Raw genomic sequence first — 12,846 nt, 5'->3', positions numbered from 1 at the left:
GGGTCCGCAAACCTGCGAACCCCGTTTCAATATTCAACGATCGAAAAGCGACAATTAGCCCTGGCGGGCCTTCATGCGCTTGTTGACCTTATTGATGATATAGACGCGGCCACGACGGCGAACCAGCTTGTTGTCCCGGTGACGGGTCATGAGCGCCTTGAGCGAGTTGCGAATTTTCATTTTAACCTCAGACAATAAGAGATCGGCGGGGCTCAAGGCACCGCAGAATAAGTTGGCCGGAACATAGGGCTAAAGGTACAAGCTGTCAACGCGAGTCGCTCGGCCCTTTAGAGAATTTGCGCGCGGCGTCCGCTGCGATACACTATCGTTTCCAATAGCACCCAGCGTTGCCTAGAGCCTATCCATGAATACCGCACTTCCCCCGCGCCTTTCCATACTGATCGCCACAGCCAATAGCGAGCTCTCGAGTACACTTGCAGCCATGTTGCGGCGCCTGGGCCTGACCAACACCCGCATCGCCCGGGACAGCGCTGAAGCCTTTCGCCTGTTGAGTCAATCGCCCTATGACGCGATGATCTTGGACAGCGCTATTGGGCCCGAGGATGGAATTGCCGTTACGCGCAGAGTTCGCCTCAATGCCGCAGCGCCAAATCGCGCTATGGCCATCGTCATGGTGTCGGGCGATATGCCCCCCGAGCAGACCAAAGACGCTCGCGATGCCGGTATCGATGAATTCATCCGCCTGCCGGCAGGCGCCCAAATTCTTGCGGCACGGCTCGAAACTGCAATCGCAGCTCCGCGGCCGTTTGTCGTTTCGCCCGATTATGCAGGGCCGGACCGTCGCCGACGCGAAGAACCGATCGATGGTAAAGATAGGCGCGCGCCACTCAAGCGCCCCAGCAAGCCCCAAGGCCCCACAACATAGAAAAAAGGAGCCGTGAACGGCTCCTTTTTAAGTCTTGTTTGCGACACGGACGACGCGTCAGCCCTGTTCTCGAGTCCGCGTTCCAACCGGATCGGCGAGAATTTCCTCCCAGCGAATACAGGATACATCCGAGCCATTGTCCGCAGTTTCGAGCGGTGGCACCCCTTGTGCGCAACGATCGACAGCATAAGGACACCGGGTTCGGAAATAACATCCAGATGGCGGATTGATTGGCGAGGGAATTTCGCCTTCCAATCCTTCGATCTTATGCTCCCGTGCGAGTTTTGGATCGGCAATCGGGACTGCCGTTAGCAAGGCGCGACTATAGGGGTGTCGCGGATCGGTATAGAGCGTTTCGCTCTCCGCAAGCTCCGCTACGCGCCCCAGATAAAGCACGAGAATACGATCAGACACATGCCGTACGACCGAGAGGTCGTGGCTGATAAAGATCAAAGTCAGGCCAAACTCGTCCTTGAGATCGGCAAGCAGGTTGAGAATCTGAGCCTGGATCGAAACGTCCAAGGCAGACACCGGCTCGTCACACAAGATCAGCTTTGGACCCGTAACCAATGCCCGTGCGATACCAATACGCTGGGCTTGCCCACCTGAAAATTCGTGCGGATAGCGGTTGACCATTTCAGGCAACAGCCCGACGGCATCCATCATCTCCCGCACACGTTTGCGGCGTTGCTCGCCGCTCATCTCTGGCTTTAGAGTACGCAGCGGGTCGGCGATAATTTCGCCGACCGTCATGCGTGGATTGAGCGAAGCCAGTGGATCCTGGAAGATGATCTGTAGGTCCTGACGGGCCCTGCGCATCTCGTCCTTGGAAAACTCGGTGAGGTCTTTGCCCAGCCAGACCACCTTGCCGTCGTCGGGAGCGATGAGCTGGAGAATGCAGCGGCCCAGTGTGGATTTGCCGCACCCCGACTCACCGACGATGCCGACGGTTTCCCCGCGCTTAACGGCAAAACTGACATCGTCGACGGCCGTCAACATCAAAGGCTTATTGAACAGCCCATTGGCGATCGCAAATCGCTTTGTGAGGTTTTGGACGTTCAGCAATATTGGCGTTTGATCGTTCATTTGACCGCCAATTCCTTTTCCATATCCGCTTCGGTCATCTCGCCTTCGTAAAAGCATGCACTTAGCCTGTCATGCTCTCTCACGACGAGCTCAGGACGCTCCTTGACGCACCGGTCAAACCGGAACGGGCAACGCGGGTTGAATGCACATCCTGGCGGAAGGTTTGTGAGGTTGGGCGGCAGCCCCTTGATGGGCGCCAGACGATCCTTACCCTCTTTGACGTGCGGCGTGGAGTGAAGAAGCCCAAAAGTATAGGGATGCCGCGGGTCGTAGAACAGGTCTTCAACAGCGCCCCGCTCGACGACACGTCCAGCATACATGACCATCATTTCGTCGGCGAGGCCCGCCACTACCCCCAGATCATGGGTAATGATGACCAGCGCCGTGTTGAACTTGTCGGTCAGCTCGGCAAAAAGCTTGAGCATTTGCGCCTGCACTGTCACATCGAGCGCAGTCGTCGGTTCGTCGGCAATCAGTACCTTTGGATCGCACAACAGCGCCATGGCGATCATCACACGCTGGCGTTGTCCTCCTGAAAGCTCATGCGGATAGCGACGCAGAATCCGTCCCGGATCCGGGAGATGCACAGTCTTGAGCATCTCCTCAGACTTGGCCATTGCATCGGAGCGCTTCATCCGCTTGTGGAACATGAGCACTTCGGTCATCTGATCCGCTATGGACAGATAGGGATTGAGCGAGGTCATCGGGTCTTGAAAGATCATCGCCATGTCGCGCCCACGGATCTTGTTAAGATCCTTGGACTTCATGCCAATGAGCTCTTGGCCATCGAGCTTGACCGAACCTTCGACCTCGCCGTTTCCAGCTAGCAGGCCCATGGCGGCCATGACCGTCTGACTCTTGCCTGATCCAGATTCCCCCACGATCGCGAGGGTTTCGCCCGGCGAGATTGAGAAGTTCATCTTGTTGACGGCTCGCACTGTGCCGTCGGGGGTTTTGAACGACACCGAAAGGTCGGTGACTTCCAGCATAGTCATGATCGTCCTTTCCTCATCTGTCACGCGGGTCAAGCGCGTCGCGCAGCCCGTCGCCGATGAAGTAGAAGCTGAACAGAGTGACGACGAAGAAGAACAGCGGGAACAACAATTGCCAAAGCGTTCCATACATCACGGTGCCCGCACCCTGGGAAATCAGCGCGCCCCATGAGGTGAGCGGTTCCTGAACACCCAGGCCGAGGAAGGAAATAAAGCTCTCGGTCAGGATCATCTGGGGCACAAGAAGCGTCGCATAGACTACGACGATACCCATCAGATTGGGCACGATATGGCGGAAGATGATCGTAAAGTGCCCGGCGCCGCCGGCTCGCGCAGCTTCAACGAATTCCTTTTCTTTGAGCGATAGCGTCTGCCCACGCACGATGCGCGACATGTCCAGCCAAGACAGCAGCCCGATGCCCACATAGAGCATCGTAATCGAGCGCCCAAAAACAACGAGCAGCAGGATGAGTACGAACATGTAGGGAATCGAAAGCAGTATATCGACGATCCGCATCATGATGGAGTCGACGCGACCGCCAAAATAACCGGCGACCGCTCCATAGAAGGTACCAACGACTACAGCGATGCCCGCACCAACGAACCCGACCATAAGTGATATCTGGCTGCCTTGAACCACCCGCGAAAATAGGTCACGCCCCAGATCATCGGTACCGAAAAAGTGACCCGATTCAAGGGATGGCGCCCCAGCCACGCGGACATTGCCCAGAACCGACCAATCGATTTCCGAATTGGACCACACTGCAAAGAAATGTCCGGTGAACGCAAACAGCGCCACCAAAATGAGCACGATCAAACTGACAACAGAAGGTGCGTGCTTGAAAAACCGCCCTGCGGCATCCGCCCACAATGACCGCCCCTTGGAGGCGATCTCGTAATTGGCGTCATCGACATCGATGGGATCGGCTGAAGCCTCAACCCGTACTGGCCTTAATACCATTGGTCGGCCTCCTAGTAGCGGATACGTGGATCGATCCACGCATAGAGAATGTCCACGATCAGGTTGAACATGATGGTCAACGTGCCCAGCAGAATCGTGATGCCCATGATGACCGAATAATCCCGGTTAAAGGCCGAATTTGTGAACAGCTGCCCGATGCCGCCAGTGGAGAAGTACACGTCGATAATCACCGAGCCGGTGACCATACCGACGAAAGCTGGTCCGAGATAGGACAACAGGGGCATAAGCGCAGGCTTGAGCGCATGCCGCACGATGACATGGCTAGCCGGCATCCCCTTGGCGCGCGCCGTTCGGATGAAGTTCGAATTGAGGACTTCAAGCATCGAAGAGCGCGTAATACGGGCAATAGACGCCATGTATGAAGTACCCAGCGCGATCACCGGCATGACAACATAATTCCATTGTCCGCCATACCACCCGCCACCGGGCAGCCAGCCTAGCCAGAGGGTAAGGATGATAACCAGGATCGGAGCCATAACGAAGTTCGGCAGGACCTGCGCACCGATGGATGTGCCGACAGCGAAATAGTCGAGCCATGAATTGTGCCGGACGGCGGCAGCGACACCCAGCGAACACCCGAGCAGTACAGCGAGCACAAATGCCCATGTGCCGTAGGTAAGAGTAACCGGAAAGCCTTGAGCGATGATGTCGTTGACCGAGCGATCCGTATAGGCAAAGGACGGTCCGAAATCAAAGCGGGTAATGATACCCACCATGTATTCCCAGAGCTGCATGTGCCAAGGCTGATCGAGACCATATTTGGCTTCGATGTTTGCCAGCACTTGCGGCGGCAGAGGACGTTCGGAATTGAATGGCCCACCAGGCGCCAGCCGCATCAGAACGAACGAAAAGATAATCAAAAGCAAAAGCGTCGGGATGGCGACCCCGAGACGCTTGAGGATGTATTTCAACATGTCGAAAGTCCGTGCGCGCACGACGCAGCCGAGGATCCGACGAAGCGGAAAACAGCGCTTTGCAATATTGGTGCAAAGGCGCGTGTGAGGCGGCGCCCTGTCATTTCTTTACCCCGAAAAGGGGGCGTCCCGCACGCGAGGTGCGAGACGCCTAGGATTGCCCTGATTACTCTGCGACCTTGTAAAGGTCCTTGGAGTACCAGTTCTGCTCAACATTGTTGACGGGCCATTCCTGAATCTGCGGATTCAGCATGTACACGCCAGCGTAGTGGTAGAGCGGAAGAACAGGCATTTCTTCAGCGATGATTTCCTCGATTGCCGTGTAGTTGGCGCTCGGATCGGACATCGTCTTGGCTTCGGCAAGCAGATCATCGACTTCCGCATTGCTGTAAGCGGAGTCGTTGTAGCCGGAGTTGGTGTCCATCAGGTCAAGGAACGTGGAGGCTTCGTTGTAGTCACCGCACCAACCGGCACGGGCAATTTCGAAATCGCCATTGCCGCGTGCATCAAGGAACGTATTCCATTCCATGTTGTCGAGTGTGGTCTGCACACCGAGCTTCTGCTGCCACATCTGCGAGATAACGGTAGCAAGTTCGCGGTGAGCTTCGTCAGTGTTGTACAGGATCGAGAGTTCGAGCGGATTATCCGAACCATAGCCAGCTTCTTCGAGAAGCTGCACGGCCATTTCGTCACGCTCTGCCTGGCTCATTTCACCAAACGCAACCGAAGGCACTTCAAAGTTGGCTGTCGAACCCGGCGTAAATGTGTAAGCCGGAATCTGGCCGCCCTGTAGGATCTGATCGGTGATCACGTTGCGGTCGACGGCATATGCGAGAGCCTGGCGAACTTTGACGTCCTTGAGGGCTTCGGGGCCATTTTCACGCAGGTTGATATTGTAATAATAGGTGCACAGGCGCGGGAACGAGATCGCTGTATCGGGGTATTCCTCGGCCAGGCGCGGATATTCGCCAGTCGGGATTTCCGTACGGTCGAGTTCACCGGCCATGAAGCGTGTCAGAGCCTGGTTTTCGTCATTGATGACAAGAGCCGTCACGGTCTCAAGAACGGTATTTTCCGAATCCCAGTACGTGTCTGACTTGACCCGAACCGAGCGCTCTTGCGGAACGTGTTCGGAGAGAATGTAGGCACCGTTGGTGACAATGTTCTCCGGACGTGTCCACTGATCGCCATGCTCTTCAATCACCCAGCTGGGCGAGGGGAAGGTCGATGCGTGTGTGGTCATCGCGGCGAAATAGGGAAGCGGATCGCTCAAGCGGACAACGAGGGTATGATCGTCGACAGCTTCTACACCGAGTTCGGAGATGTCCATCTCGCCAGCGATAATGGCGCCGGCATTCTCGATCGACATCAGCTCACCGAACCATGCGTAGGGCGATGCCAGTTCAGGATTGACCAGACGCTGCCAAGCGTAAACGAAATCGCCGGCCGTGACAGGCGTTTCGTCGGACCACATGGCGTTGTCACGCAGGGTGAACGTCCATTCGGTGTTGTCCTCATTGGCGCTCCAGTCGCTGGCAACGCCGCCAACAAGTTCGCCGTCAGCGTTCTGAGTCAACAAGCCTTCGAACAGGTCGCGCACGATTTCCGAGCCCGACACATCTTCAACGATCTGGGGATCGACCGAGCTGTGCTCGTCGAGAACGCGATAAGTGAAGCTCTGGTCATCGGCCAGCGTAACGCCGTCCGGAACATTTGCGGCCATGGCGGGCGCGACGAGGAATGTCGTCGCGGCAAGTGCCGCCAAAAGCTTTGTAGTACGTGTCATAATGGTCGTCTCCTTTGTAGTGGACGTCTGTGATGCTTCCAGCCCATGGCTGCCCTCTTTTTGAAACGGAGCAGCTCAAATAAAGATCAACGGGGAAAATCATTCCCCGTTGATCTCGACATGGAGCCTATCCTTGCTCAATCAGCTTTGACAAGCACTGTTTAAGACGCTTTCTCCACAATTGCGGCCACACCCATGCCGCCTGCAGTACAGACGGAAATCAATGCGCGACTTTTCTCTAGTGTATTCAACATCTTGGCTGTCATACCCAATATTCTGGCCCCAGTTGCCGCAAAAGGGTGACCGTATGCGAGAGAAGAGCCAAACACGTTAATTTTATCCACAGGAACGGCTCCAAGCGGATCATCTCGCCCCAAAACGGCCCGATTGTAGTCAGGATCTTCCCATGCGGCCAGCGTGCACAGAACCTGCGCTGCAAAAGCCTCGTGCAGCTCGAACAGATCGATATCGGCAAAGCCTAATCCGCTGCGACGCAGCAGATCTGAAACGGCGATGGTCGGCGCCATCAAGAGCCCGTCGCCATGTGCGAAATCATTGGCTGATACGGCACCCATAGTCAGATAGCCCAGAATGGGTAGTCCGCGTTCCCGCGCCCACTCTTCGCTTGCCAATAGAACCGACGAGGCGCCATCGGTCAGTGGCGTTGAATTGGCTGCCGTCAAAGTGCCCTTCCCCGATTTCTTGTCGAACGCAGGCTTCATCGTGGACATTTTCTCGAGGCTGGTATCGGGACGGATATTGTTGTCCTTGTAGATGCCCGCACAGGGAACGATCAGATCGTCATGGAAACCGGAATCATAGGCGGCAGCAGCGTTCTGATGACTGCGTAGTGCCAGAAGGTCCTGCGCTTCGCGCGAAATGCCCCATTGCTTCGCCATCAATTCGCAGTGTTCGCCCATGGAAAGCCCTGTGCGCGGCTCCTGCGTCGATGGCGCAACGGGTGTAATTTCACCGAAGTTGAATCCCTTGAAGGCCGAAAATTTCTCCCCCGTGGTCCGCGAACGCGATAGCGCGATCATGCGCTTCTGCATCTTCGGGCCCAAAACCACCGGACTGTCGGAGACTGTATCAGACCCCGCAGCGATACCGCTGTCGATCTCACCGGTGGCGATCTTTGCTCCCAAGGTCAGCGCAGCTTGCAGAGACGTTCCACAGGCAATCTGGATCGTCGTACCCGGCGTATGCGGCGACAAGCCCGCATCGAGCAGAGCTTCGCGCGCCAGATTGAAGTCCTTCGAATGGGAAATGACCGAGCCGGCCATGACTTCCCCGACTTTTTGTCCCTTCAGACCATACTTGTCGGCCAGCCCGCCAATCGCGGACGAAAGCATCGAAAGGTTCGTTTCGTTTTCATATCCCGTGTATGCACGGCAGAACGGGATGCGCGCCGATCCTACGATGGCGACTTTGCGCAATGTCTGTGTCATGATTTAAGCCCTTCCGTCCTCGCGTGCCTTGAGCGGTCCGCCCAGAAACGGCGCAAAGCCGGTTCCCAGGATCATGCCGATATCGGCCATGTCAGCGCTTTCAACCACGCCCTCGGAAACGATAACTTCTGCTGTGTCGACCAGCGGCTGAACCAAATCACGCCCCAATCCTTCAAGATTGGCGTGAGCAGGCGCCTTCTCTTTCTGCGCCTTGCCATCCACCCAGGCATAAAAGCCCTGTCCGGTCTTCCGTCCCAGCTTGCCCGACGCCACCAGTCGCGCGAATTTGCTGTCCTCTGGCACCTTCTGGCCCAACTCTTTGGCCACGAATGCCCCAACGTCGAGCCCGACAGTGTCCATCAACTCGATCGGCCCCATGGGCATGCCAAAAGCGACAGCCGCTGCATCGAGCTGTTCGGGACTTTCGCCCTTTTCCACACGATCTATGGCCTCGAGCATGTAGGGCATAAGGGCCCGGTTTACGAGAAAGCCCGGTGCCGATTTGACGACGACCGGACTTTTACCAATGGCCAGCACGAACGACGCGCCAACCCGAATCGCCTCGTCGTCATTCAGCGTCGAACGGATCACCTCGACCAGCGGCAATTGCGCCACGGGATTGAAGAAATGCAGCCCAATCAGCCTGTTGGGATTTTGCAGCGCTTCAGCGATCCGCTCAAGTTCGATCGACGAGGTATTGGTCGCCATGATCGCGTTGGGCTTCAATTGCTTTTCTGCGTTTGAAAAAATCTGCTGTTTGATCTCAAGCTTTTCAACGACCGCCTCGATCAGCACATCACAGCGCGCGATGCCCTTACCCTCGACATCGGCTTCGAGCCTCGCCATGGCCGCGTCGACTGCCTGTTTGGTCTTGAGACGCTTTTTGAACAGCTTCTTGGCCCGGCCCAGCGCGGGCTTGATCCGGTCCATGTCCATGTCCTGCAGCGTTACCGCCATCCCACGATAGGCGCACCAGGCTGCGATATCGCCCCCCATCACGCCCGCACCGACGACATGAACGCGGGTGAATTTCGGCTTGTCTTTCCCTTTGACGCCCAACCGTTTCAAGCTTTCAGAGAGAAAGAACACGCGACGAAGGTTTTGCGCAGTGGGCGAAGCCATCAACGGAACAAAAGCAGCCGTCTCATGGGCGATCATCTGCTTGGGATCGTCTCCATATTTCTCGAACAGATCGATGAGCGCGTAAGGTGCCGGATAGTGATTTTTCGGCGCTTTCTTTCCCGCCTCCTCACGCATTTTGTCGGCAACGCGCGAACGGATCGGGCCCAGGGCCATGGCGCGCTTTGTAAACAGGGCGGGTTCGGATTTACGTTTTGAAAGAACGGCTCTGCGCCCCTCCCAAGCCAGCATGTCACGATGACGCACCAGTTTGTCGACAAGATTGAGCTTTCGCGCCTGAGTGGCGCGCACGATCTTGCCCGTCAGCATGAGCTGCATGGCATCGACCGGTCCCGCCTGCCGGATCGAGCGTCCCGTCCCTGCAAAACCGGGAAAAATGCCCAGATTGACTTCGGGGAAACCCAGTTTTGTCCCCTCGTCATTGACAGCAATCCGATAATGGCAGGCCAATGCGAGCTCAAGGCCGCCCCCCACGCAAAACCCGGAAATGCCGCAAACGAACGGAATTTGCAGATCTTCGATTCTCTGAAACACAGCGTGAGTACGCCCGAGCGCCTCGGGTAAGATCGCCGGGTCGCTCATCTGATCGAATTCAGAGATATCTGCACCGGCAATAAAGCCCGGTTTTCCCGAGAGCAGCACGACGCCCACCAGACTGCCCGCCTGGCCAAGTCGCTCGATATGGCCAATCATTGTTTCGAGCTCGGCAATCACGTCTCGACTAAGTACGTTAACCGAATTGTCCTGAACGTCCAGCGTCAGCCAGCCGATCTGCTCGACATCGATTGAAAAGTCCCAGTGTCGGGTCTGCGGCGTATCAGCTTGCGCCAAGGCTTAGCTCCTCTCGTCTTCTCTCGGTCGGAACAAGGGTGAAACAGCTCTTGAAGTTCCACAACCGTTTATTCTGCGGCCGCTGTATACTCGTCTTCCGATTTCTGCGCAGGACGCGCCAGTTCATGAGGCGCAAAGTCGTCAACCTTGATGACCCTATCCGTCGCGTCGTCGGCAACCTGCATGATCTGGGCCTCGTCAGCAGTCAGTATGCCCTTGGAAACAGCGTCGGCGATGGCATCGCGATCAAGGCGTCGATCGATTTGGCCCTTCTTGATGGCACGGAAGAATTTCTTCTCGATCTCCGCAGCCGCTTCCACCTTAACCAGAGCATCCTCGAGCATACCTGTGCGGTCAGCAGGATCGAAAGTCACATAGACGCCGCGTGTCAGCCTGTCGCGGAAACTCGACTGCCCCAACACCGAGCGCGCCAACCGGTAATTTTCCTTGTCAGTGGAAGGCCGTGCGCGTCGCCCAAGCGGGAAGATAAGGGCGCCAAGAGCAAACTTGAGAAATGGATTTGGGAAATTGTCGATGACTTCGCCCAGTCCCTTTTCAATTGATGCGATCCTGTCACGTGCGACAGCATTGATGACAGCGAGATCTTCGGGCATGCGCCCGTCGTCTTCGTAGCGCTTGAGCGCTGTCGAAAGCAGGTAAAGATCCGAAAATACGTCCGCCATCCGGCCAGACAGCATCTGCTTGCGCTTCAGATCGCCGCCAAGGAAAGCAACTGTCCAGTCGCCAGCCAGGGCAAAACTCTGTGCATAGCGATGGAATGCCCGATACCAGCGCTTGAGATCATGTTCGACAGGGGTCGACGCAAAACGCCCAAAAGTCAGATTGTGCCACCACGAAGCCGTCATGTTGCGTAGCATGAACCCGATATGCCCCGAAAAAGCAGCATCGAAATCTCTCAGCCCCTGACGCTTGTCCGGGTTCTGAGCCGACTGCACTTCCTTGAGCAAATAGGGGTGTGCACGAAGCGCGCCCTGGGCAAAAGTGATCAGTGTACGCGTTAGGATATTGGCGCCTTCCACAGTGATGGCGACAGGAATTGTCTGATATCCAGCGAACAAATAGTTGGACGGGCCATCCTGCACGGCACGACCGCCATGAATATCCATGGCGTCGTCCACGCGGCCGCGCATCTCTTCAGTTGTACGATACTTGAGCGCCGCCGAAATGACAGCCGGCTTTTGCCCATCATCGACGATGGCGGCCGTCATGGCCCGTGAGGCTTCGAACTGATAGGCCGATTTTACCAGGCGTGCCATGCCTTCGCCCACGCCCTCCATCATGCCGATCGAAATGCCGAACTGGCGCCGGATTCGGGCATAGGCGGACGTTGTGCGCAGCGCGGCCTTGATCGAAACCGTCCCGATGGCCGGCAGAGAAATTGCACGCCCCGTCGCAAGGCATTCCATGAGCATACGCCATCCCTGCCCGGCGTATTCTGTGCCACCGATCAGAAATTCCATGGGCACGAAAACATCCTTGCCCGAGGTCGGCCCGTTCATAAACGCCGAGCGCGCCGGCAGATGCCGGCGACCGATGATAACGCCCGGATAGTCGGCTGGAACCAATGCGAGCGTTATGCCGACATCTTCACCTTTGCCCAGGTGGTTATCGGGATCATAAAGATTGAACGCAACACCAAGCAGCGTGGCGACGGGGGCGAGTGTTATGTAGCGCTTGTCCCAGGATAGACGCACCCCGAGCACTTGCTTGCCTTCATAGTCGCCATAGGTCACCACACCGACGTCGCGCATCCCTGCCGCATCCGAACCCGCGTGGGCACCGGTCAATGCAAAGCAGGGCACTTCCTGGCCGCTGGCCAGGCGTTGCAGATATTTACCCTGTTGTTCCGGGGTCCCATACTTTTCCAGCAGTTCACCCGGCCCCAGCGAGTTGGGGACCATCACGGTAATTCCGGCAGCCACCGAGCGAGAAGCGATCTTTGAAACCACCTGGCTCTGCGCCTGCGCCGAAAACCCCAGGCCGCCATGCTCCTTGCCAATGAGCATGCCCAGGAAGCCCTTGTCTTTCAGGAACTGCCAAACTGCCGGCGGCATATCCATGCGGTTGTTGCGTGTGTCCCAATCGTCAATCATTGCGCACACTTGCTCGCACGGCCCATCCAGGAACGCTTGCTCTTCATCGGTCAGGTCAGGTTTGCGTATGTCGAAAAGCTTATCCCAGTCGGGGCGACCGGAAAAAATTTCCGCATCCCAGCCCACCGTGCCTGCGTCGAGCGCTTCCTGCTCGGTGCGCGAAATGCGCGGCAGGATGGATTTAACCATTGCATAGGCCGGCCCCGTGAGAACCATCTGACGCACGGCCGGTATGGAGAGCAACCCAAGGATAATGGCCGGCAACAGCGCAAATATCCAACCGAGCAGGCTTGTCGACAATGCGAGACCGTCATCGGGCCTGACCATCGCAAGAATGCCGATAGCGGCCGCGGCGACAGCCCATTGCCATAGAGGCGACTGACGGATCGCCAGAACCAAAAATGCTACGATGCAAAGGACGATAAGTGCCAAAACCATAAGCCGGCCTCCCCTGACCTGGAGCGCATAATCCACAGCCATGCGCTTCGGAATATCGATGCCGAAACCTCAAAGTCCGGAGTCCTCGTCCAGCCCCGAGCCTCGGCCGCGCGCAGAGTTGCAGCGCGCGTCAAATTAAGCAAAGCATACACCTGTGGACGTAAACGTCAACCAAATGCCTATTAGGGCATATATTCACTCTGGAAACTCGACATTCTCGCCCCACGAC

General features: G+C 56.8%; 10 protein-coding genes. 1 reads left to right on the top strand and 9 read right to left on the bottom strand.

All coding sequences use genetic code 11. The features are described 5' to 3' along the window. Positions 1-54: 54 nt before the first annotated feature. Entirely contained in the window at positions 55-180 is a 126-nt protein-coding gene (gene ykgO, locus ACN0TA_RS16485; RefSeq protein ID WP_014131674.1) for a type B 50S ribosomal protein L36, read from the bottom strand. Positions 181-364: 184 nt separating this feature from the next. Between ykgO and ACN0TA_RS16480 the strand changes: the two genes are divergently transcribed. Beyond that, on the top strand, positions 365-886 hold the full coding sequence (locus ACN0TA_RS16480; RefSeq protein WP_417584937.1) for a response regulator: 522 nt from the start codon (positions 365-367) through the stop codon (positions 884-886). Between the two features lie 57 nt (positions 887-943). Here the strand turns inward: ACN0TA_RS16480 and ACN0TA_RS16475 are convergent, their stop codons facing one another. From ACN0TA_RS16475 to ACN0TA_RS16440, 8 genes are all read right to left on the bottom strand, one after another. Continuing rightward, positions 944-1,972, bottom strand: a complete 1,029-nt coding sequence (locus ACN0TA_RS16475) for an ABC transporter ATP-binding protein (RefSeq protein WP_417584935.1) — start codon at positions 1,970-1,972, stop codon at positions 944-946. After that, a complete protein-coding gene (locus tag ACN0TA_RS16470; protein WP_417584972.1) occupies positions 1,969-2,961 on the bottom strand; it encodes an ABC transporter ATP-binding protein in 993 nt (330 codons plus the stop codon). Before ACN0TA_RS16470 ends, ACN0TA_RS16475 begins: the two co-directional genes overlap by 4 nt. A gap of 19 nt (positions 2,962-2,980) precedes the next feature. Next, positions 2,981-3,925 (bottom strand): ABC transporter permease subunit, encoded by a 945-nt coding sequence (locus ACN0TA_RS16465; protein WP_417584933.1) that lies wholly within the window; start codon positions 3,923-3,925, stop codon positions 2,981-2,983. Positions 3,926-3,936: 11 nt separating this feature from the next. Then, positions 3,937-4,860, bottom strand: coding sequence for an oligopeptide ABC transporter permease OppB (gene oppB, locus ACN0TA_RS16460; protein WP_417584931.1), 924 nt, complete (start codon positions 4,858-4,860; stop codon positions 3,937-3,939). A gap of 166 nt (positions 4,861-5,026) precedes the next feature. Continuing rightward, on the bottom strand, positions 5,027-6,646 hold the full coding sequence (locus ACN0TA_RS16455; RefSeq protein ID WP_417584929.1) for a peptide ABC transporter substrate-binding protein: 1,620 nt from the start codon (positions 6,644-6,646) through the stop codon (positions 5,027-5,029). A gap of 161 nt (positions 6,647-6,807) precedes the next feature. Beyond that, entirely contained in the window at positions 6,808-8,094 is a 1,287-nt protein-coding gene (locus ACN0TA_RS16450; RefSeq protein ID WP_417584927.1) for an acetyl-CoA C-acetyltransferase, read from the bottom strand. A 3-nt stretch (positions 8,095-8,097) separates the two neighbouring features. After that, complete coding sequence (locus ACN0TA_RS16445) at positions 8,098-10,065, bottom strand: 3-hydroxyacyl-CoA dehydrogenase NAD-binding domain-containing protein (protein WP_417584925.1); 1,968 nt, start codon at positions 10,063-10,065, stop codon at positions 8,098-8,100. 68 nt (positions 10,066-10,133) lie between these two features. Beyond that, positions 10,134-12,617, bottom strand: a complete 2,484-nt coding sequence (locus ACN0TA_RS16440; RefSeq protein ID WP_417584923.1) for an acyl-CoA dehydrogenase — start codon at positions 12,615-12,617, stop codon at positions 10,134-10,136. Positions 12,618-12,846 lie beyond the last annotated feature (229 nt).

It is taken from the genome of Pelagibacterium sp. (assembly GCF_048264985.1).
In the GTDB taxonomy this organism is placed as follows: Bacteria; Pseudomonadota; Alphaproteobacteria; order Rhizobiales; family Devosiaceae; genus Pelagibacterium.
The sequence above is the reverse complement of the archived record's forward strand: the minus strand, read 5'-3'. Positions and strand labels throughout refer to the sequence as shown.

Coding starts and splice junctions, on each gene's coding strand:
- ACN0TA_RS16475 (WP_417584935.1), bottom strand. CDS start 1,972: ATGAACGATCAAACGCCAATATTGCTGAACGTCCAAAACCTCACAAAG.
- ACN0TA_RS16465 (WP_417584933.1), bottom strand. CDS start 3,925: ATGGTATTAAGGCCAGTACGGGTTGAGGCTTCAGCCGATCCCATCGAT.
- ACN0TA_RS16470 (WP_417584972.1), bottom strand. CDS start 2,961: ATGCTGGAAGTCACCGACCTTTCGGTGTCGTTCAAAACCCCCGACGGC.
- ykgO (WP_014131674.1), bottom strand. CDS start 180: ATGAAAATTCGCAACTCGCTCAAGGCGCTCATGACCCGTCACCGGGAC.
- oppB (WP_417584931.1), bottom strand. CDS start 4,860: ATGTTGAAATACATCCTCAAGCGTCTCGGGGTCGCCATCCCGACGCTT.
- ACN0TA_RS16455 (WP_417584929.1), bottom strand. CDS start 6,646: ATGACACGTACTACAAAGCTTTTGGCGGCACTTGCCGCGACGACATTC.
- ACN0TA_RS16480 (WP_417584937.1), top strand. CDS start 365: ATGAATACCGCACTTCCCCCGCGCCTTTCCATACTGATCGCCACAGCC.
- ACN0TA_RS16440 (WP_417584923.1), bottom strand. CDS start 12,617: ATGGTTTTGGCACTTATCGTCCTTTGCATCGTAGCATTTTTGGTTCTG.
- ACN0TA_RS16450 (WP_417584927.1), bottom strand. CDS start 8,094: ATGACACAGACATTGCGCAAAGTCGCCATCGTAGGATCGGCGCGCATC.